17 protein-coding genes are annotated in these 20208 nt (G+C 61.2%); 13 read left to right on the top strand and 4 right to left on the bottom strand.

Going from position 1 to position 20208, the window contains the following annotated elements:
• The first annotated feature begins 1 nt into the window (after nucleotide 1).
• The 6 genes from AWR36_RS03195 (at nucleotide 2) to AWR36_RS03170 (ending at nucleotide 4686) form a co-directional block, all read left to right on the top strand.
• Nucleotides 2–2467 (top strand): endonuclease/exonuclease/phosphatase family protein, encoded by a 2466-nt coding sequence (locus tag AWR36_RS03195; protein WP_067104447.1) that lies wholly within the window; start codon nucleotides 2–4, stop codon nucleotides 2465–2467.
• Between the two features lie 94 nt (nucleotides 2468–2561).
• Nucleotides 2562–3242 carry a Bax inhibitor-1/YccA family protein gene (locus AWR36_RS03190; protein WP_067080812.1) on the top strand — a complete coding sequence of 227 codons (681 nt, stop codon included), beginning with the start codon at nucleotides 2562–2564 and terminating at the stop codon, nucleotides 3240–3242.
• A 64-nt stretch (nucleotides 3243–3306) separates the two neighbouring features.
• The gene (gene tusD, locus AWR36_RS03185; protein ID WP_067080809.1) at nucleotides 3307–3702 is read left to right on the top strand and encodes a sulfurtransferase complex subunit TusD; all 396 of its coding nucleotides are present in this window, start codon (nucleotides 3307–3309) and stop codon (nucleotides 3700–3702) included.
• A complete protein-coding gene (tusC, locus tag AWR36_RS03180; protein WP_067080805.1) occupies nucleotides 3702–4064 on the top strand; it encodes a sulfurtransferase complex subunit TusC in 363 nt (120 codons plus the stop codon). The genes tusD and tusC overlap by 1 nt, the downstream gene beginning before the upstream one ends.
• A gap of 2 nt (nucleotides 4065–4066) precedes the next feature.
• Complete coding sequence (gene tusB, locus AWR36_RS03175) at nucleotides 4067–4345, top strand: sulfurtransferase complex subunit TusB (protein WP_067080801.1); 279 nt, start codon at nucleotides 4067–4069, stop codon at nucleotides 4343–4345.
• A gap of 2 nt (nucleotides 4346–4347) precedes the next feature.
• Complete coding sequence (locus AWR36_RS03170; RefSeq protein WP_067080797.1) at nucleotides 4348–4686, top strand: TusE/DsrC/DsvC family sulfur relay protein; 339 nt, start codon at nucleotides 4348–4350, stop codon at nucleotides 4684–4686.
• Between the two features lie 17 nt (nucleotides 4687–4703).
• Here the strand turns inward: AWR36_RS03170 and AWR36_RS03165 are convergent, their stop codons facing one another.
• Complete coding sequence (locus AWR36_RS03165; protein WP_067080793.1) at nucleotides 4704–5111, bottom strand: secondary thiamine-phosphate synthase enzyme YjbQ; 408 nt, start codon at nucleotides 5109–5111, stop codon at nucleotides 4704–4706.
• A gap of 111 nt (nucleotides 5112–5222) precedes the next feature.
• On the opposite strand from AWR36_RS03165, the gene trmA reads away from it, so the two are divergent.
• Nucleotides 5223–6311, top strand: coding sequence for a tRNA (uridine(54)-C5)-methyltransferase TrmA (gene trmA / locus AWR36_RS03160; RefSeq protein ID WP_067080789.1), 1089 nt, complete (start codon nucleotides 5223–5225; stop codon nucleotides 6309–6311).
• 89 nt (nucleotides 6312–6400) lie between these two features.
• On the opposite strand, the gene AWR36_RS03155 is transcribed toward trmA, so the two are convergent.
• Genes AWR36_RS03155 through rmuC form a run of 3 tightly spaced genes read right to left on the bottom strand, consistent with a single transcriptional unit; the run spans nucleotide 6401 to nucleotide 9190 of the window.
• A complete protein-coding gene (locus tag AWR36_RS03155) occupies nucleotides 6401–6865 on the bottom strand; it encodes a DUF2489 domain-containing protein (protein ID WP_067080786.1) in 465 nt (154 codons plus the stop codon).
• Nucleotides 6866–6877: 12 nt separating this feature from the next.
• Nucleotides 6878–7807 (bottom strand): AEC family transporter, encoded by a 930-nt coding sequence (locus AWR36_RS03150; protein ID WP_067080782.1) that lies wholly within the window; start codon nucleotides 7805–7807, stop codon nucleotides 6878–6880.
• Between the two features lie 6 nt (nucleotides 7808–7813).
• A complete protein-coding gene (rmuC, locus tag AWR36_RS03145) occupies nucleotides 7814–9190 on the bottom strand; it encodes a DNA recombination protein RmuC (protein ID WP_067080779.1) in 1377 nt (458 codons plus the stop codon).
• Nucleotides 9191–9287: 97 nt separating this feature from the next.
• Between rmuC and murI the strand changes: the two genes are divergently transcribed.
• From murI to AWR36_RS03115, 6 genes are all read left to right on the top strand, one after another.
• Nucleotides 9288–10142 (top strand): glutamate racemase, encoded by an 855-nt coding sequence (murI, locus tag AWR36_RS03140; protein WP_231745224.1) that lies wholly within the window; start codon nucleotides 9288–9290, stop codon nucleotides 10140–10142.
• Between the two features lie 27 nt (nucleotides 10143–10169).
• Nucleotides 10170–12902, top strand: coding sequence for a PD-(D/E)XK nuclease family protein (locus tag AWR36_RS03135; protein WP_067080773.1), 2733 nt, complete (start codon nucleotides 10170–10172; stop codon nucleotides 12900–12902).
• A complete protein-coding gene (locus tag AWR36_RS03130; RefSeq protein WP_067080770.1) occupies nucleotides 12899–16354 on the top strand; it encodes a UvrD-helicase domain-containing protein in 3456 nt (1151 codons plus the stop codon). Before AWR36_RS03135 ends, AWR36_RS03130 begins: the two co-directional genes overlap by 4 nt.
• Before the next feature lie 235 nt (nucleotides 16355–16589).
• Nucleotides 16590–17663: a 3-deoxy-7-phosphoheptulonate synthase gene (locus tag AWR36_RS03125; protein WP_067080768.1), complete on the top strand. Its 1074-nt coding sequence runs from the start codon at nucleotides 16590–16592 to the stop codon at nucleotides 17661–17663.
• Nucleotides 17664–18145: 482 nt separating this feature from the next.
• Nucleotides 18146–19819, top strand: coding sequence for a bicarbonate transporter BicA (gene bicA, locus AWR36_RS03120; RefSeq protein WP_067080765.1), 1674 nt, complete (start codon nucleotides 18146–18148; stop codon nucleotides 19817–19819).
• An 82-nt stretch (nucleotides 19820–19901) separates the two neighbouring features.
• Nucleotides 19902–20183 (top strand): DUF427 domain-containing protein, encoded by a 282-nt coding sequence (locus AWR36_RS03115; RefSeq protein ID WP_067080761.1) that lies wholly within the window; start codon nucleotides 19902–19904, stop codon nucleotides 20181–20183.
• Nucleotides 20184–20208 lie beyond the last annotated feature (25 nt).

The following is a 20208-nucleotide window of genomic DNA, read 5'->3' as shown; positions in this document are numbered from 1 at the left end:
CATGATGACGCGGATCGAAACAGCCCTGCGGCGCTGGCGGCGTAAATTCAGCCGCAGCGAGTGGATGGCCAAACTCCTCAAGCTGCCGAAGAGCGACAGCCACCCCAACGACTACGGGCTGATCATTATCCAGGTCGACGGCCTCGCCTACCCGCAGCTGGAAAAGGCCCTGACAAAACGCAGGATGCCTTTCCTGCGCCGCCTGATCCGCAAGGAGCACTACTCTCTTCACCACCTTTTCCCCGGAGTGCCCTCCACGACCCCAGCCGTGCAGGCGGAACTCTTTTATGGCGTACGTGCTGTAGTGCCGGCTTTTGGTTTTATGATGCGCGATACCAACGAACTGGTTCGCATGTACGAACCAGGGGCGGCCATGAAGGTAGAGGAAAAGCTCGAGGATTCCGGGGAGCGCCCGCTCCTTCAGGGCGGGAGCTGCTACCTCAGCCTCTTCCGTGCCGGTACCAGCGACGGCGAAGCGCACTTTTGCCCCGCCTCCCGCGGTTGGGGTCCGGCGCTGCGGGAAGCCAGCCCCTGGACGGTGCTACTGCTTTTACTCAGTAACCTGTGGGGGCTGATCCGCACCGGCGCGCTGCTGGTGGTGGAAACATTCCTGGCCCTGATTGATTCCATCCGCGGCGTCATTGGTGGACAGGACCTCTGGCGGGAGCTGATGTTCGTGCCCACCCGGGTGGCCGTGACCATCCTGATGCGGGAACTCTGCACCTTCGGGGTGAAGATCGATATCGCCCGAGGCTTGCCCATCATCTATGTCAATCTTCTCGGTTACGACGAGCAGTCCCACCGGCGTGGTCCCAGCTCTGCCTTCGCGCATTGGACACTGAAAGGCATTGACGATGCCATTTCCCGCATCTGGCGTGCCGCACATCGCTCGGAGCGCCGCCAGTATGACGTGTGGATCATGTCCGACCACGGGCAGGAGCACGCGGAACCCTACGAGTCCCGTCACGGCCGCGGTATAGGCGAAGCGATCAGCGAGGCGCTCGCAGACCTTCCCGCAGCCACCGACGATTACCGCAGTACCGGCGAGCACGGGCACCAGCTGCAACGGGCCCGGCTTTTCGGCAGTGAGTGGATTGGAAAGCTGATCCCGGAGGAGGAGAGCGGCAACGATAGTGGTAAATCCCCCCTCGCGCTGGCCGCGCTTGGACCCATGGCAATGCTTTATAACCTGCCGGTGGAGCCCGCCCAGCGCGCCGAGGTGGCCCGGCTGATTGTCGAGAAGGCCTCGGTGCCCCTGGTGCTTTACCAGGACGGCGAGGGAGATGACGCGCCAGTGCGGGGCTGGCACCACAGCGGGCCGGTGGAACTGCCGAAAGACGGCCACTGGCTGATGGGCGACGCCCATCCCTTCCCCGATGAGACCGCCGCCGACCTGGAAAAGCTGTGCCGGCACCCGGATGCGGGGGACTTCCTCATGTCTGGCTGGTGCGCGGGGGAAGAACCCATGACTTTCGCCGTGGAGAATGGCAGTCACGGTGGTCCGGGGCCGAACGAGACCCATGGCTTTTGCCTGCTGCCGGCGGATATCCGCGCGCCGCGCAAGGGCCACTGGCGGGCCGAGGACCTGCGGCAGACTGCCCAGGCTTTTCTCGAGCGTGCACAACCGCCCTCACCGCTACCCCGCCCGGTAGCGGCCCGCACCATCCGTGTGATGACCTACAACGTGCACAGCTGCCGCGGGCTCGACGGACGCTATGCACCGGAGCGGATTGCCCGGGTCATCGCCCGCTATCAGCCCGATGTGGTGGCGCTGCAAGAGCTGGATGTAAGCCGCCCCCGCAGCGGCGGCACAGACCAGGCACAGGAGATCGCCCGCTTCCTCGAGATGGAATTCCACTTCCACCCCGCCATCCACCTCGAGGAAGAGCGCTACGGAGATGCCATCCTCTCCCGCCTGCCCATGCGGCTGGTCAAGCGGGACATTCTTCCCGGCCCGCCAGAGGGCTCCGGCAGCCGCTTCCTGCCCACGGTGGACGAACCCCGCGGTGCGTTGTGGGTGGAGATCGACCTGAACGGTCAGAAAGTCCAACTGCTCAACACCCATCTGGGCCTGCAGAAGGCGGAGCGGCTGGCCCAGGTGGAGGCGCTGATCGGCCCGGAATGGCTGGGCCACCCGGACTGCCGGGGAGCCAAGATCCTGGTCGGCGACTTCAACGCACTGCCCAACTCCGCCGAGCACAAACTGCTTTCCACGCAACTGCGGGACGCCCAGCTGCACTCACCGCGTTACAAGCCCCAGGGGACCTACTACAGCCGAATGCCCAAGGCGCGAATCGACTACGTGTTCATTGACCGGCACCTCCACGTCAAGAAGATTCAGGTGCCCAGCACCGAGCTGACCCGCCTCGCTTCCGATCACCTGCCCCTGATCACCGATATCGAGCTGCCGGTGCGGCAAAAACCCCAGGAAAATCAGGGAAATAGCAGCGAACAATCCGGCATCTGAACTTAACCAGCCGGCGAACCTTCGCTCGACTTGATGGTCCAACCCAGCAGCTATATGATTCGTATCAATCGTTAAATAGCAGGAGTCGCTAACAATGCAGCCGCAAGTTTATACCCAGACCCGTGCAGTGGATCGCTCGGAATCGGCGAAAGTACTGCGCAACACTTACGCCATGCTGGCCATGACCGTACTGTTCAGTGCATTCACCGCCGGCATCGCCATGGCCATCGGTATGGGCCGCGGCATGGGCCTGATGTGCTCCATCGCCGCCATCGTGCTGGTTTGGTTTGTGCTGCCGCGCACCGCCAATTCCGCCGCCGGCGTGGGTGTGGTCTTCGCCTTTACCGGCCTGCTGGGTGCCTCCATCGGCCCGTTGCTGAACCACTACCTGGGCATGGCCAACGGCGGCCAGGTGGTCATGCAGGCCCTTGGCACCACTGCACTGGTGTTCTTTGCCCTGTCCGCCTACGTGCTGACCACCCGGAAGGATTTCAGCTTCATGGGCGGCTTCCTGTTCGTGGGCCTGATTGCTGTGCTGGTGAGCGCTATCGGTATGATGATCGCCGGTTTCTTCGGTGTTTACATGCCGGTCGTACAGGTAGCCCTGAGCGGCGCCATCGCCCTGCTCTTCTCCGGCTTTATCCTGTTCGAGACCAGCCGCATCGTAAACGGGGGTGAAACCAACTACCTGATGGCCACCACCTCCCTGTACCTGAGCATCCTGAACCTGTTCACCGCCCTGCTGCACATCTTCGGCTTCGCTTCCGAAGACTGATCACCAGCGGTTAACTGGACGCTCAATGCCCCGCCCAGCGGGGCATTTTAGTTTGCGGACGCCGATGAAATTTTCGCTTGTAGTGTATTCAGCACCCCATGCCGGTGAAGCGGCGGCGTCTGCCCTGCGCTTCGCCCGTGCCGTGGTGGATCAGGGGCACGAACTGTATCGCGTGTTCTTCTACGCCGACGGCGTGCACCACGGCAGTGCCCTCGCGGCCCCGCCACAGGACGAGCAGGATCTGCTGACACCCTGGCAGGAGCTGCGACAAGCAAATGACGTTGACCTGGTGGTCTGTATCGCCGCCGCACAACGGCGCGGTGTGTTGAGCCACAGCGAGGCAGAGCGCCTGGAGCGCCCTGCCGCCAATCTTGCCGATGGCTTCGAACTGGGCGGTCTGGGCCAGCTAGCAGATGCAACCGCGCAGTCGGACCGCGTCGTGACTTTCGGGGGACAATGATGTCCACGCATACTCTCGCCCTGTGCCGGCAGGCACCCTACGGAAGCGCACTGGCCCGCGAGGGCCTGGAAGCAGTACTGGCGGCGGCGGCCATGGACCAGGCGCCCGATGTACTGTTTCTGGGGGACGGGGTTTTCCAGCTGACTGCGGACCAGGCGCCACAGGAAATCGGCCAGAAAAGCCTCTACCGTAATCTGCAGGCGCTACCCATGTTCGGGGTCGAACGCATTTACGTCTGCAGGCAGAGCCTGGCAGATCGCGGCATCAGCACCGAAAGCATTGCTGTGCCGGGTATCGAAGTCGAGCTGGTAACCGACCCCGGCGCCCTGCTCGCGCGTTACCAGCATGTGTTGAGTTTCTGAGTATGGCCCTGCATATCGTCAACCGATCCCCCTATCGTTCCAGTGCGCTGCGTGACTGCCTCAATACCATGGCAGAGGGTGACGCCCTGCTGCTGATCGAAGATGGCGTCTACGCGGCCTCCGCCTCCGCTCAGGCGGGCGCAATGCCTGCCGGGACCTACTGCCTGGGTGCGGACGCCGACGCGCGTGGGGTGTCGGTCAGTGATGCCATTGCGCGCATCGATGACGCCCGCTGGGTGGCGCTCTGCGTCGAGCATACGCCGGTCGTCAGTTGGTTTTGATCATGAGCAAGTCAGTGACCATCGAGGGGCGCGAGATCGCGCTCGACAAAGAGGGCTACCTCCGCAACCTGGATGACTGGAGCCCCGCGGTTGCCGAATACATGGCCGAGACGGAGGGCGTCGAGCTCACCGAAGCGCACTGGGAGGTGCTGAAACTGATGCAGGACTTTTACCGCCAGTTCGAGCTGTCACCCGCCATGCGCCCGCTGGTCAAGTACGTGGGCCAGCAACTGGGGGCCGACAAGGGGCGCAGCATCTACCTGATGCAGCTGTTCCCGCCCAGCCCGGCCAGGGTTGCCAGCAAGTTGGCCGGCCTGCCCAAGCCCACCAACTGCCTGTAGGCGGCAAGCCCCGCCGATCAGGCCACGTGCATGATCACACGGCGTTTACCGCCGTGGTGACGGTGCTCCCAGAGATAGATTCCCTGCCAGGTACCGAGCAATAAACGGCTGTTCTTCACCGGAACGGAAAGGCTTGTGGCCGTCAGCGCCGCCTTGATGTGAGCCGGCATATCATCCGGCCCTTCCAGTGTATGGGTATAGAGCGGGTCATTCTCCGGCACCAGGCGGTTCAGCCAGCTTTCAAGGTCATCCCGTGCAGACGGATCGGCATTCTCCTGAATCAGCAGGCTTGCCGAGGTGTGCTGGATAAACAGTGTGCACAGCCCCTCTTTCACCCCCTGGACAGCCAGCCACTTCGACGCCTCATCGGTGAATTCGTGCAGGCCCTGCCCGCGCACTAGTATTTCGATTTGCCCAACCGGCATTGCCAACCTCCAGCGCGCCGCCACCAGAGGTCGGCACGTGCCTGCGTTATACGGAAGCGGCCTGGGCCGCTATAATCCGCGCCCGCCCGCTAACCGAGACTGGACGCTTCTATGGCTCTACACCGCGTAAATACCGACGACTATCGCGAGCAGCTTGCACAAAAAGCAGAACGGCTCCGGCAGGCCTACCGCCCTTACACGGACCTGGAGCCGGAGGTGTTCGCTTCCCCGCCCATCCACTACCGGCTGCGGGCGGAGTTCAAGGTGTGGCACGAACAGGGCCAGGCCAATTACGCCATGTATCGCCAGGGCGAGTACAAGAAGCCATTTGTGATCGACGAGTTTACCGTCGGATCCGAGCTGATCAACCAGCTGATGCCAAAAGTACTGGAAGCGGTGAACGCCAGCGAGGTACTGAAGAAACGCCTGTTCTCCGCGGAATTTCTCACCACTCTCAGTGGTGATGCACTGATCACGCTGATCTACCACAAAAAGCTCGACGAACAGTGGGAGTCTGAAGCGCGGGCCCTGCAGGAAACACTCGGCGTTCCAATTCTGGGGCGTTCCCGCAAACAGAAAGTCGTACTTGAGCGGGACTATGTTACCGAGCGGCTGGAGATTGGTGGCAGGACCTATCAGTACAAACAGGTTGAGGGAAGCTTTACCCAACCCAACGGGGAAATATGCCGGGCCATGATCGGCTGGGCCAAGGATGCCTGCGGTGATGCGGAGGGCGACCTGCTGGAACTTTACTGCGGCAACGGTAATTTCACCATCCCGCTGGCAGAGCATTTCCGCAAAGTCCTCGCCACGGAGATTTCCAAGGTTTCGGTCAACTCAGCCCAGGAGAATATCCGCGCAAACGGCGTGGACAATCTCGATATTGTGCGTCTGTCCAGTGAGGAATTTACGCAGGCGATCGACAAAGTCCGGCCCTTCCGCCGACTGCGGGACATTGACCTCGACAGCTACAATTTCTCTACCGTGCTGGTGGACCCGCCGCGGGCAGGCCTGGACCCGGATACCTGCGCCATGGTGGCCCGTTTTCCGCGAATCCTTTACATCTCATGCAACCCCGAAACACAGCTGGAAAACCTCGCCGAGCTCAGCAAGACACACCGGGTTGAGCGCTTCGCGCTGTTTGATCAGTTCCCCTATACGGACCACACCGAGTCGGGGCTGCTGCTGGTCAGGAAATAAATGATAGGGGGACCATCCACCCTGTAACGGATGGCAAGGCTAGAGCGCCTCAGCGGGCTACTGAGGCGAGTTAGCACGGGAGAAGGTGATTAAAAATTTCTACCCAGAAGCCGTCGCGCGGCATCCAGGGCAAAATCTTGATACTCCTTCTCCAGGTCTGCCATCTCTTGCTCAAACGCAAACTGCTCTTTGCGTGACAGGGCCTTCCAGTCTTTGAGAATAGGAATATGGCTGGCCTTGTCCGCCACGGTGTAAAACACCACGAATTCTTCCCGCACGGTATCGCTAACCTGCAGCGCATCCAACAGCACCCTCAATCGAATTGAGGCCTCAGTCAGGCCGACGCCCTCGTCCAGCAGCGTGCGGGCGAGTATCTGGATACTGTCGTTCACCCGTTGACGCTGTGCCTCCGCGGCCTCCTCCAACTCGCTCAGCTGCCGCGCCTGCTCTCGCTGCTGCACCTGCAGCTTGCGCAGGTAGAACCCGGCGATGATGGCGAGGATAAAAATCACCAGCGCAGCCAGAATCAATAACCAGACGGGAAATTGGGACATAACAGAACCTACCTAGACGACAAACTTCAACAGGGCCAGACCGATACTGGCTGTGACAACGGACAACAGCGTGCTCAACGCCACGATATTCGCGGCCAGCTGGCTGTTGCCGCCCATAGCGCGGGCCATGATAAACGAAACTGTGGCCGTGGGCGCGGCGGCCATCAGGAAAAGAACTCCCATAGATTGCGCGGGCAACCCCAATACCCAGCCGAAGGCGAGCAGAATCCCCGGCACGATCATTAACTTGAACCCGGAAGCGGCAAAGGCGGCAACAGAGCTCCTGCGCAATAAGCTGAAGTCGAGGCTGGCGCCAATGCACAGCAGGGCCAACGGCAGTGTGATTGAGGCCAGGTAGTCGCCGGTCTGCAGAAGGATTTGCGGCAGAACAAGACCGATCTGCTTGGCCAGCAATGCCACGACAATGGCGATGATCAGCGGGTTCTGGGCTATATCCCGCAGTAGCCTCTGCCAGCTAAAGCGCTGTCGCTGACTGTAGAACGCGAACAGGGACACCGCCGCGAGGTTGTACAACATTGTTACCACAGCCATCAGCAGGGCGGCCTGCGCCAGACCACTACTGCCATAGGCCTTGGCCGCCCACGCCAGACCAATGATGCCCAGATTGCCGCGGAAGGCGCCCTGGATAAAGGCGCTGCGATCGGTGTAATCCAGTGGTTTTGCCAACAGCCAGGCCAGGGGCATGGAAACCAGGGTGCCCAGGGCTGCGGCCAACAGGAGCGGCCACTCGTCCGCCAGTGCGGACTCCGCGGTGAAAATATTGATAAATAACAGAACGGGCAGTGTGATCAGGAACACCAGCCGCGATGCATCATCCACAAAGGATTCACTGAGGAGCCCCAGGCGGGCGAGCCCGTACCCGATCAACAGTGTCAGGAAAATCGGGCCGGTGACGGAGAGCGCAAACGCGAACGTCTCCATTGGGGTTTATTCGCTCTCCACAGCGGTTTCCGGTTCCGGGAGCGCGGCCTTGTGGTTCTCGCTGGCCTTTTCCCGCAGGTCGGTATCCAGCTGTCGGCGCGTCTTGGCGCCCAGTTTGCGCAGGCTGTCGATCCGCTTGACGGCATTGCCGCGACCGGTGGCCAAGCGCTTGTAGGTCTGCTCGTAGGCCTCTTCGGCCTGGCGCATGCGATTACCCAGTTCATCGAGAGATTCCAGCACCATGGCGAACTGGTCGTGGAGCTTGCCGGCTTCTGCGGCGATTTTCTCCGCGTTCTTGTTCTGCTTCTCGTAACGCCAGATGTTCTCCACCGTGCGCAGGGTGGCCATCAGGGTGGTGGGACTTACCAGCACGATATGCTTGTCATAGGCATCGCGGAACAGCCCCGGGTCCGCCTGCATGGCGAGCATGTAGGCCGCCTCGATCGGAACGAAGATGAACACAAAGTCCAGGGTGCGCACACCCTCCAGCTGCTCGTAGGCCTTCTTGTTCAGCCCGGTGATATGGGCCCGCAACGAATTGACGTGTTGCTTCAGGGCCTGGTCCCGCTCCTCGTCGGTTTCCGCCGCGCAGTAGCGCTCGTAGTCCACCAGCGACACCTTGGAATCGAGAATCAGGTCCTTGTTCTCCGGCAGGCGCACGATCACATCCGGCTGGCGCCGGCGACCGTCGCTGGTGAAGCTCACCTGGGTATCGTACTCGCGGCCGCGCTGAAGCCCCGACTCCTCCAGCAGACGCTCGAGAACCACTTCGCCCCAGTTTCCCTGCACCTTGCGGTCGCCTTTCAGCGCCGAGGTAAGATTAAGCGCTTCCTCGCTGATACGGTGGGTCTGCTCCCGCAAAGCCTTGATCTGACCCAGCAGGCTGTTGCGCTCGGCATTTTCGCGATCGTAGACGTGCTCCACACGCTTGCGGAAATCTCCCAGCTGGCGTTCCAGCGGATCGAGGGTTTTACGCAGGTTGTCTTCACTGCGCCGGGCAAAGGCCTGCTGCTTTTCCTCGAAGATACGGTTGGCCAGGTTCTCAAACTGTTCAGCCATGGCCTTGCGTGTCTGGTCGAGCAGCTGGCGTTGTTCGGCCAGCGCCGCCTCACTCTTCTCGACCAGCACCTCGCTGCGGGTCAGTTTCTGTACTTTGTCCGCGAGCTCGCCCCGCACTCCCTGCAGCTCGGCAGAGACCGCCATCTCCCGCTCGCGGCTGCTTTCCAGCCGCGCCAGGTTCACACCCAGCTCTGCGCGGCACTCGTCCAACTGGCGGGTCAGTCTGCTCCGCGCCAACGCTGCCGTTGCAATCAACAGGCAGATCAGCAGCAACGCCGCCACAAGCGCCATTTCGAGGGTGATCTGCAGGGGGAAATAGGCCATAAACAATCTCTTTTACAATCCCGCCGAGGGACTTCGGGCGGCCGCAAGCGGTCGGGATTTTGGTATCCTTCCCACAGGACAACTGCGGGTAGTAGGTTTGACAAGCGGGCATTCTAACAAGGGCCGGAATCCGGCCCCAAGTGCGCTGATTTTTGACTCCGGTGTCGGAGCGATCAGTATCGCCCGGGAGATCCGTCAGCTGCTGCCCGGCCTTACCCTGCACTTTGGCGTGGACAATGGATTCTTCCCCTACGGCGAAAAAGCCGAACAGGCCCTGCGCCCGCGCATTGTCGACTGCGCCACCAGGATGATGCAACGCTGCGGGGCCGATGTACTCGTGGTCGGCTGCAATACCGCCAGCACCCTCGCCCTGCCCGCCCTGCGGGAGCGCCTCTCACAGCCGGTGGTTGGCGTCGTGCCCGCAGTCAAACCCGCCGCCGCCGCCAGTCGCACCGGCACCATTGCCCTGATCGCCACCGAAGGCACCGTCAACCGGCACTATACGCGGGATCTGATTGCTGAATTTGCCAACGGTGCCAATGTCATCAACGTCCCGGCACCGGAGCTGGTTCGGCTTGCCGAAGCCAAGCTGCGGGGGGAAAAACTGACCCAAAGCCAGTTGGCGCCGGTGATCGACCGCATATTCGCCGTTCCCGGCGGTGAGCTGGTCGACACCGCCGTACTCGCCTGCACCCACTTCCCCTTGCTGCGGGAAGAGCTGGCCCGATTCGCGCCCCGTCCGGTAGAGTGGCTGGACTCCGGGGCCGCGATCGCTCGCCGGGTGCAGTGGTGGCTTGAACAATTACAGCTGGGCCTGCCCGAATCGCCAGCCTGCGGCGAACTGATGTGCACCGCCACCGATGACGACGGCCAGATTGCCGCGGCTTTCCGTGAATTTCCGCTGCAAAATGGCGCGAAGTTGGTGACCCTCGCCAACCAAGATCAAGAATAACCATCAGAACCTCCTGGGGGAGATTCCATGCTGCAACCGGCATTCGCCGTCCTCGATATTCTCGCCCGGCTGCCCGAAAACAGTTTGCTGCTCACGCCCAACAACCGCCTCCGCAACCGCTGTCAGCAGGTGTACGCCTATCAGCGGGGCGAGCGGGGCAACTGGGCCCCGCCGCCGGTCGAGTCCCTGCGCAGCTGGCTTGACTCGGTCTGGGCCCAGCTGCAACAGTCCGGATGGAAACACGCCTGGAAACCGGTGCTGAATGCAGAGCAACGCCAGTTGCTCTGGCAGCGAGCCCTCGACGAGACCCTGGAGCGGCAGCTGCTCAACAGCCAGCAATTGTGCCGTGATGCCGACGCGGCCCTGTCGCAATTGTTCCAGTGGCGACTGATCGAGGACCTGGAAAACATCGACAGCGCCATCACTGCACCACTGGAGCAGTTCGCCCTTTCCCGGGATGACTATCCCCTTTTCGACCTCATCCGGGCTTTTGTGCGCGAGCTCAATGCACAGGGCGCTATCACGCCCGATCAGAGGGATCGCCTCATTGTTGAGGCCTTTCGCTCCGGCGCAGCGCGACCTCTTACCGAGATTCACCTGGCGGGATTCGCACAGATACCCCCCCTCTCCCGCGCAATCCTTGAACAGGCCTGCGCTGAGGTGGTGGATCACGAGCCATTGCGCAGGCGGGCCCCGGTGGCCGTCGCAGCCTGCACCGACCTGGAAAGTGAGCTTTACCAGGCTGCCCGCTGGTGCTCCTCACTGCTGGAGGAAAACCCGCATACCAGTATTGGTGTGGTGGTAAACAACCTCGGCCAGTGCCGCACAGAAGTGGAAGCCGTCTTTACCCGTGTGCTAGAGCCCCAGGCGCTCAATCCTCATCAACCACGCTACACCCTGCCCTTCAACTTTTCCGCCGGCACGCCGCTGGCACAGACACCAATTGGCGCCGCTGCGCTGCAGTTACTGGAACTGTTAAAGGACGAGTGGAATTACGCCGAGTTGCGCAATCTGCTGTTCAGCCCCTTCTGGGGCGGCAATACGCAGCCCACCGCCGAGGATGGCACTGCTGAAAACGACGGCGAGTTCTGGCTGCGAAGTGCCCTGTTCCGAACACTGGAGAAACGGGAGCTGCGCTCCGTCAGCGGCGATGTACTGCGCAGCACTGCGGAGAGAGTAGCGACCAGAATTGGCCTCGAGGCACCGCAATTGCCGCGGCAGCTGGAATTGATTGGTGACCGCGCCCGGCGCTGGCGAAAGGCGCCGGCAGAAGTGTGGGCGCAACGGTTTTCACAGACCCTGGAAACCCTCGGCTGGCCCGGACCCCGCAATCCGGACAGCCAGGAGTACCAGCAGCTTAACCTCTGGGAACAGGCCCTGGAAGATTTCGCCGCTCTGACTCCCTTTACCGGCAGCCTTACCCTGAAGCAGGGACTGCAGCATTTGCGACGGATAGCCAGCCGCACACCTTTCCAGGCCGAAACCCGGGACGGACCGGTGCAGATCCTCGGCGTACTGGAAGCGGCCGGCCTGTCTTTCGATCACCTGCGCCTGGTGGGGTTTGGCCAGCAGCAGTGGCCGCCAGCCCCGGCCCCCAACCCCCTGCTGCCAGTGCAGTGGCAGAAGGAATGGCAGATGCCGCGAGCCAGCGCAGAACGCGAACTGGAGCTCGCCCGACAGCTCACCCGCGACTTGCTGGATGGCAGCGGCAACGTCGTGGTCAGCTTCGCCCGCGAGGCCGACGGCGTGGAGCAAACCCTGAGCAGCCTGTTTCCAGAGTCCGCACCGGCTGGCAGCTTTGACACCGACCTGCTGCAGGAGCATCGGACAGGTTTGCTCCAGTGCGGGGCCCTCGAGCGACAGCCAGACCATCAATTCCCACCGCTGGCACCGGAAGAGCTGCGCCCCGTTCGCGGTGGCTCCGGCGCACTGAAGGCTCAGGCCCTCAGCCCCCTCAATGCCCAGTTGCATTACCGCCTCGGCGCCACCCGCTACAACGAGCCGACCCTCGGCCTGAATCCCGCCGAGCGCGGCAAGCTGGTGCACGAAGCCCTGGCGATGTTCTGGCAACACTGTGCCGACTCGGCCGCTTTATCCGCACAGACAGATGAGCAGCGCTCCGAACAAATCAGCAGCGCGGCCGCGACGGCCATTGAATCAATACGACGTTTTCACAGTCACCTGCCGCGGGGTTTCTGGTCGCTGGAACAACAGCGCCTGGAGCGCCTCCTTGCACAGTGGCTGGCGCTGGAACTCTCCCGCCCGGCCTTCACGGTAGAAAAAGTGGAATGGGCCCAGGAAGTGGAGATCGGCGGCCTGCAGCTGCAGCTGCGACTGGACCGCCTCGACCGCCTCGCCGATGGCTCACTACTGGTGATCGACTACAAAACCGGCCAGACGACAGTGAGCGACTGGCTGCAGGAGCGGGTGCGGGAGCCGCAGCTGCCTCTCTATGCGCTGACGCAACCAGAGGCCCGGGGTATCGCTTTTGCCCAGGTGCGTTGGGGCGACTGCAAATGGAAGGGTTCCGGTGATCTCGAGCAACCTATCGACGGGATCAAGGCAGTAGCGGATCTGCAGAAAGATGGCCCATTCGCTAGCTGGCAGGATCTCTCCGAGCACTGGCAACAGAGCCTTTCCCAACTGGCCGAGGAGTATCGCAACGGCTATGCCAGCCTGCTGTTCGATCGTCCCGCCGATAACAACCGCGAGCTCTGGCCACTGAATCGCTGGCCGGAACGGGAGCAGTCGCGCAAATGAGTGAAGAAGTCGTCATGGAACAATCCACCAAGCCCGTGGATGCCGCGGCGCGCGCCAGGGCCCTGGACATCAGCCAGAGTTTCGCCGTGTCTGCCCCTGCCGGGTCCGGCAAGACCGGCTTGCTGACCCAGCGGGTGCTGAAGCTCCTGGCGCACTGCCAGCAGCCGGAGGAAGTACTGGCCATCACCTTTACCCGCAAAGCTGCGGGTGAAATGCGCGAGCGCCTGTTGCACGCGCTGCTGCAGGCACGGGACGAACCGCGCCCTGGCAACCCGCACGATGCGGTGACCTGGGACCTGGCAAAGGCGCTCCTGGAACAGGATCAGCGGTTGAATTGGCAGCTGCTTCAGGCACCTCAGCGCCTGCGGTTTCAGACCATCGACGGTCTCTGTCGCAGCCTGGCCAGCCAACTTCCCATCGACAGCGGCCTCGGCGCCCCGGGGGAACCGCTGGAGCAGGCCAGCATCGCCTTTGAGCTCGCCGTGGCGAGACTGCTGGATGGCCTCGAGACCGACCAACCGCACTCCGCCCTGTCGCGGCTCCTGCTGCATTTGGATAATGACCTGGGCCAGCTCAACAAACTTCTGCAGACCCTGCTGGAAAAGCGCGAACAGTGGCTCTCCCAGTTGCTCGGCGTCAGCTACGAGCAGTCACAGGCTTACTTCCATGAAGTCATCGATGAGCTGGTGACAGAGAACCTGTATGCGTTACAGGTGGCCCTGGGCAGCTATGCCGGCGAGCTCGCCGAACTGGCGAGTTACGCCGGTGGCAACCTGCAGCGGGAAAATCCCGCTCACCCACTCTGCCGTTGGGCCGACCTGCCCGGCTTGCCGGACCCCGGTCCCGACAGCCTCCCTGACTGGCTGGCTCTGACCGAGTTGCTGGTCACCGCCAGCGGCGATTTGCGCAAGGCCGGTGGTCTCAACAAGAGACTGGGATTCATCTCTCCGGCCAAGAAGGACCCGGACTACGATCGCGCCCAAGAGTACAAGGCGCGGATGAAGGACCTGCTGGCATCGATGGCTGACGACCACAGCCTGCTGACGGCTATCCGGGAAGTGCGCCAACTGCCCTCTTCCCTGCAGGAGAGCCAGTGGCAGCTGCTGCAGGCCATGGCCGAGGTACTGCCACAGCTGGTAGCGCAGCTGAAACTGGTGTTTCAGCAACTTGGCGCCACAGACTATACCGAGGTGGCTCAGGCGGCCCTTGTTGCTCTGGGGGCCAGCGACGCGCCAACGGACCTTGCCCTGAAGCTCGACCTTCAGGTGCAACATATCCTTGTCGACGAGTTCCAGGACACCTCTCAGTTACAGTTGCAGCTGTTGGAAAAACTCACCGCCGGCTGGCAACCCGGTGATGGCCGCACCCTGTTTATCGTCGGTGACGGGATGCAGTCCTGCTATGGATTCCGCAACGCCAACGTGGGCATTTTCCTCGATGCGCGAGCGCGTGGTATCGGCGAGGTACCGCTGGCCCCTCTCGACCTGACGGTAAACTTCCGCTCGGATCGGGCCGTGGTGGAATGGGTCAATCACACGTTCCAGCAGGCCTTCCCGGCAAAGGACAATATCGGTCGCGGAGCGGTTCGCTATCTAGAATCCGTGGCATTTCGTGAGGGCAAACCCGGGGCACATCCCGCCGTGCAATTCTACGGCTGTATCGACGATGCGGAGCGCCGCCTGGAGGCCGGGCAGGTAACCCACCTGGTGCGGGAGCTCAGCGCCGAGGATCCCGACGCCCGCATTGCCATCCTGGTGCGCAAGAAACGGCACCTCGAGCAGATTCTGCCAGCCCTGGACGCCGCGGGCCTCGCCTACCAGGCTCCGGAGCTGGCGCCACTGGCCAGCAAAATGGCCATCATCGACTTGCTCAGCCTGACCCGTGCCCTGCTCGATCCCAGCGACCGACTCAGCTGGTTGGCGGTGTTGCGGGCGCCCTGGTGTGGCCTTTCCTGGTCTGACCTGCACTGCCTGGCAAACTGGGGTAATGGCGATCTACATGCCAGTGACAGCGCCGTCCGCCCGCTACTCCAGGTCCTGGCGAACCCGGAACAGGTTGAAGGGCTGAGCAAGGGCGGTCGCCAGCGCCTCGCCAGAACCGCGCCACTGCTATCGCTTGCCTGGCAGGAACGTGGCCGCAAGCCACTGCGGGCGTGGGTGGAAGGCCTCTGGCTCACCCTCGGCGGCCCTGCCTGTGTGGCGACGGATGAGCTGGACAGCGTCGCGGACTATTTCCGCCTTCTCGAGCGCTACGACCACGGCGGCCAAATCGCTGACTGGAAAGCCTTCCAGCTCGCCCTCGACCAGCTGTTTGCCCGCCCTGGCGAAGATGCGCGCGTACAGGTCATGACGATTCACAAGTCCAAGGGGCTGGAGTTTGAGCATGTGCTGATCCCAGGTCTCGACCAGGGCGGCAAACCCGGTGGCGACCAGCTCCTGCGCTGGGCAGATTGGCTCAACAGCCGCGGCGAGAACCGCTTTCTGCTGGCGCCCAAGAGCGCCCGCGGCGATCGCGACCCGCTCTTCGATTTCCTCAAATTCGACAACAACGAGCGCGAGCGCCTCGAGGGCACACGCCTCCTCTATGTGGGCTGTACACGGGCCATTCACTCGCTGCACCTGCTCGGCTGCCTCGAGCGGGAGGAAAAGAAACCCGGCCTGAAAGCCCCCGGCAGCGCCTCGCTGCTTGCCGGCATCTGGAACACCATCGGTGAGGAACGAGACTGGTGCCACTGGCTGGAGCTCGGCGAGAAAAAACTCGAAGAAGCGCAGACCGACAGCACGCGGGACAGGGATTACTTCCTGCACCTGCCCACTCGATGGGAGCCGCAGGCTCTACCGGAAGTCCAGTGGCTGGCGCCCTATCGGATGCCCGACTACCAACCTGAACCCTCGGACGAGCCGAACCTGCCGGAAATGGGCAAGGTGACCCAGCGCTGGCTGCGCCATGCAGGCACAGTGGCGCACGAGACTCTGGCGACAATCACCGAAACCGGCATCGGCCTCTGGGATGAAAACAAAGTGTCTGACCAGCTTCCCCTCTGGAACGCCCGCCTGCGCCAACTGGGGTTATCTGGCACCTCCCTTGAATCCGCCGTGCAGAAAGTGCAGCAGGCGGTGGGCAATGCCCTCCGCTGCGAGCAGGGGCGCTGGCTGCTCGACCACAGTCACAGCGAGTCCGCCTGCGAACTGGAGCTCCACAGTGGTGGCCGGCAACTGCGCCGCTCCATCATCGACCGCACGTTTATCGATGACCACGGTGCGCGCTGGATTGTCGACTACAAAACCGCGGAGCCCGGTGACGGCCAGAGCCACGAGGAATTCATAGCCGAGCAGGTGGAACGCTATCGACAGCAGCTTGAAAACTACCGGCGCTTGTTCTTTGAGCGCGGGGAAAGAACGATTCGATGCGCCCTTTACTTCCCGCTGTTGCAGAAACTTGCGGAACTCTGAACTATATAAAACTGGTATCAGCCAGTTCGCTGCGGTTTTGACCGGCGGCTGCCTGGCGGCAATGCCGCTCCTAAATTTGCCGGGATGTTTGGGGCTTGCTTGCCGCCGCCCGACCCTCCCCGCAAGCGCCATATGGTTTCAAATGAAACCCTCGCCGCGGACTGGCGTGGCCAGTACGATACCCTTTCCAATTCATTGACTTACCGTCATTGAGGCACAACAGAAAGACAGGAAAATGACCAAGCAGCAGTTCGACGACCTGAACGTCGTCTCCCAGGAAGTACTCATCAGTCCAGAGCAACTCAAGGCCGAGCTCCCAGTGACCGAGGCCGCTGAGGCCACCGTCGCCGCCGGCCGGACAGCCGTGCGCGAAGTGCTGGACCGCAAAGACCACCGCCTGATGGTGGTGATTGGCCCCTGTTCCGTCCACGATGTGGACGCGGCCATGGATTATGCCCGGCGCCTCAAAAAGGTCGCAGACCAGGTGTCTGAAACCCTGCTGATCGTCATGCGCGTCTATTTTGAGAAACCGCGTACCACCGTGGGCTGGAAGGGACTGATCAACGATCCGTTCATGAACGACTCTTTCAAGATCCAGGACGGACTGCACATTGGCCGCAAACTGCTGCTGGACATCGCCGAGCTGGGGCTGCCCACGGCTACCGAAGCCCTGGACCCGATTTCACCACAGTACCTGCAGGACCTGATTTCCTGGTCCGCCATTGGTGCCCGCACCACAGAGTCCCAGACCCACCGGGAAATGGCCAGCGGCCTCTCCTCGGCCGTGGGATTCAAGAACGGCACCGACGGCAGCCTGGATGTCGCTATCAATGCCCTGCAGTCCACTGCCAACCCGCATCGCTTCCTCGGTATCAACAAAGAAGGCCAGGTGGCGATCATCCATACCGCGGGCAATTCCTATGGCCACGTGGTGCTCAGGGGTGGTAACGAGAAACCCAACTACGATTCGGTCAGCGTTGCCATGTGTGAGCAGGAGCTGCGCAAGGCCGGGCTGGAGCCGAACATCATGATCGACTGCAGCCACGCCAACTCCAACAAGAACCACGAGTTGCAGCCTCTGGTGGTGGACAACGTCACTCACCAGATCCTCGACGGCAACCAGTCCATCATCGGCATCATGGTCGAAAGCAACCTGAAAGCCGGCAACCAGAAGATCCTGGATGACCACAGCCAGATGGAATACGGCGTATCCGTCACCGACAAGTGCATCGACTGGGAGACCACCGAGAAACTGCTGCTGGGCATGGCCGAGCAGCTGCGGGGTGTCTTGCCAAAACGCACAGCATAAAGCCCGCTATCGGCAGGGGCCGGGTCACCGGTCTCTGCCAGCCTCCCCCCAAAACTCCGCGGGTGCTCTTCCTGTGCGCCTCAGTTGGATTTCCCGCTTGAATTCCCATCGACCCGAATATTGCTGTGCACAGAGACAAACAACCCTGCTCCCCTGATACAATCACTCCTTTCCCACCGGCTTACTGATTCAATGACGCCACTATTCTGGCTGATCGAGATCTCACTCGCCCTCGCTGCCCTGGCGGCCTCCGTGGCTGAAGCCACAGCTTGCCCCGGGGGAGCGACGTTTACGGAGCCTGCTGCTTGTTGAGTGTCCATTCCCGGCAGTCACCGCCATGATCGGAACTTTGAGCTGGGTATCGCCGGGAAACTGGTATTGCGTGATATTGTTTAAGCGCAAAAAAGTGAATGCCGGAGGTCGGTAAGGCGGCCAGTCAACCGTGCTATAAAATCGCTCCAACCCAACATAATCAATCGTCCATGCAGATTTTCAATAACATCCGTTTAAACAACCTGAAAGGTGATATCTACGGCGGTTTGACGGCTGCGGTAGTCTCACTGCCAATGGCACTGGCCTTTGGTGTCGCCTCCGGTGCAGGTGCAGAAGCCGGTCTTTATGGCGCGGTGATGGTTGGGTTGTTCGCCGCACTGTTTGGCGGCACGTCGACCCTGATTTCTGAGCCTACAGGCCCCATGACAGTGGTCATGACGGCCGTTTTGACGACACTCATTGCCGACAACCCCGAAAATGGCCGGGCCATGGCGTTCACGGTCGTCATGATGGCGGGGGTATTCCAGATTGCCCTGGGGGCATTGAAGCTGGGTAAATACATCACGCTGATGCCTTACAGCGTGATCTCAGGGTTTATGTCGGGGATTGGCATCATCCTGATCATTCTTCAACTCGCGCCGTTGTTGGGCCAGCCCAGCCCCCCAGGCGGCGTCACCGGGACACTCGCAGCGATCCCCCAATTATTGGCCAATATTCGGCCGGTGGAGTTATTACTCGGAGCGGCGACACTCGCAATTTTGTTCTTTGCACCGAAGCATTGGACGCGCTACATACCGGCGCAACTCATCGCGCTCGTTGTCGGCACTCTCCTGTCTCTCACAGTGTTCGGGTTCTTTGAGGTACGACGCATCGGAGAAATTGAGCTTGGCCTCCCCTCCCTGGTGGTACCAACTTTTAGCTGGGACCAGTGGAATGCAATGATTCTTGATGCACTGGTTCTCGGCACACTGGGCTGCATCGATGCCTTGCTCACTGCCGTGATTGCAGACAGCTTGACCCGCGAAGAGCATAAATCCGACAAGGAAATGGTCGGCCAGGGTATCGGCAACTTGATGTCTGGCCTGTTTGGGGGCCTACCGGGTGCCGGCGCCACCATGGGCACCGTCGTCAATATTCAAACAGGTGCCAGAACAGCGCTCTCAGGCGTTGTCCGTGCCGTGATCCTTATGATCATCATCCTGGGTGCTGCAAGGTTGACAGAAAGCATTCCGCTGGCCGTTCTGGCCGGGATTGCAGTGATGGTGGGCGTCAACATCCTGGACTGGAGCTTTGTAAAACGTGCACACCGGGTTTCTGTCAGTGCGACTGTCATCATGTATGCAGTCATGTTTTTCACTGTATTTTTTGACTTGATTGTTGCCGTTGGTTTGGGGGTCTTCATTGCAAACATCCTGACCATTGAAAGACTCAGCCGGGTCCAGACAAGAAACGTTAAAACCATCACCGATGCAGACGATAACATTGCCCTCTCCAAGGAAGAGAGAGCACTGCTGGACAAAGGCCAGGGCAAACTACTGTTACTTTATCTCAGTGGCCCGATGATCTTTGGCGTTTCCAAAGCCATCGCTCGCGAACATAACGCGTTAATGAATTGCCATGCGCTTGTGGTCGATATCAGTGACGTCCCGTTAATCGACACAACCGTTTCCCTGGCGATAGAGAACGCCATCAAGGACGCCCTGGATGCGGGCAAGGAGGTGTTTGTCGTACGTCCGGTGGAAGAAACCACAAAGGTTCTGGAGGGTGTTGCGGTATTCCAGATGATTCACGATGCCACACTGTGTGAATCGCGCCTTGAGGCCCTGCGCCGGGCATCAGACGCCATCAAGAGAACACTCGATTCACCCAAGAGCATTGGTTAGGCCCCGTAACCGTGCTTAACTCACCCTCATAAGCGCCTGCATGGCCCGATAATGCGTGTAGTGAATGGAAGGAGCCTCAACCATGAAAGCAATCTGGAACGGAAAAGTGATCGCAGAGAGTGATAACACCCGGGTGGTTGAGGGAAACCACTACTTTCCAGCTGAATCACTGCGAAAAGAGTTTTTCAGACCGAGCACCACCTCCACTCACTGCTCATGGAAGGGCGAGGCTCACTACTATTCACTCGAAGTCGACGGTGTGACCAATGCAGACGCCGCCTGGTTTTATCCAGCTCCCAAGGAGAAGGCGGACAACATCAAGGGAATGGTTGCTTTCTGGAAGGGCGTTACCGTAACGGAATAACCCCCAAGGGCTGCAGCGTGGCAGG

Origin of the sequence: Microbulbifer flavimaris (assembly GCF_001641755.2) — a bacterium.
GTDB classification, from domain to species: Bacteria; Pseudomonadota; Gammaproteobacteria; order Pseudomonadales; family Cellvibrionaceae; genus Microbulbifer; species Microbulbifer flavimaris.
Note: the sequence above shows the minus strand (reverse complement) of the source record. Positions and strands in the feature narration are given on the sequence as shown.

Excerpts from the sequence above, each read along its gene's own strand:
- AWR36_RS03165 (WP_067080793.1), bottom strand. The coding sequence starts at position 5,111 with ATGCCGGTTGGGCAAATCGAAATACTAGTGCGCGGGCAGGGCCTGCAC.
- AWR36_RS03125 (WP_067080768.1), top strand. The coding sequence starts at position 16,590 with ATGACCAAGCAGCAGTTCGACGACCTGAACGTCGTCTCCCAGGAAGTA.
- AWR36_RS03135 (WP_067080773.1), top strand. The coding sequence starts at position 10,170 with ATGCTGCAACCGGCATTCGCCGTCCTCGATATTCTCGCCCGGCTGCCC.
- AWR36_RS03130 (WP_067080770.1), top strand. The coding sequence starts at position 12,899 with ATGAGTGAAGAAGTCGTCATGGAACAATCCACCAAGCCCGTGGATGCC.
- AWR36_RS03190 (WP_067080812.1), top strand. The coding sequence starts at position 2,562 with ATGCAGCCGCAAGTTTATACCCAGACCCGTGCAGTGGATCGCTCGGAA.
- tusD (WP_067080809.1), top strand. The coding sequence starts at position 3,307 with ATGAAATTTTCGCTTGTAGTGTATTCAGCACCCCATGCCGGTGAAGCG.
- bicA (WP_067080765.1), top strand. The coding sequence starts at position 18,146 with ATGCAGATTTTCAATAACATCCGTTTAAACAACCTGAAAGGTGATATC.
- AWR36_RS03115 (WP_067080761.1), top strand. The coding sequence starts at position 19,902 with ATGAAAGCAATCTGGAACGGAAAAGTGATCGCAGAGAGTGATAACACC.
- AWR36_RS03195 (WP_067104447.1), top strand. The coding sequence starts at position 2 with ATGATGACGCGGATCGAAACAGCCCTGCGGCGCTGGCGGCGTAAATTC.
- AWR36_RS03170 (WP_067080797.1), top strand. The coding sequence starts at position 4,348 with ATGAGCAAGTCAGTGACCATCGAGGGGCGCGAGATCGCGCTCGACAAA.
- rmuC (WP_067080779.1), bottom strand. The coding sequence starts at position 9,190 with ATGGCCTATTTCCCCCTGCAGATCACCCTCGAAATGGCGCTTGTGGCG.
- trmA (WP_067080789.1), top strand. The coding sequence starts at position 5,223 with ATGGCTCTACACCGCGTAAATACCGACGACTATCGCGAGCAGCTTGCA.
- AWR36_RS03150 (WP_067080782.1), bottom strand. The coding sequence starts at position 7,807 with ATGGAGACGTTCGCGTTTGCGCTCTCCGTCACCGGCCCGATTTTCCTG.
- tusC (WP_067080805.1), top strand. The coding sequence starts at position 3,702 with ATGTCCACGCATACTCTCGCCCTGTGCCGGCAGGCACCCTACGGAAGC.
- tusB (WP_067080801.1), top strand. The coding sequence starts at position 4,067 with ATGGCCCTGCATATCGTCAACCGATCCCCCTATCGTTCCAGTGCGCTG.
- AWR36_RS03155 (WP_067080786.1), bottom strand. The coding sequence starts at position 6,865 with ATGTCCCAATTTCCCGTCTGGTTATTGATTCTGGCTGCGCTGGTGATT.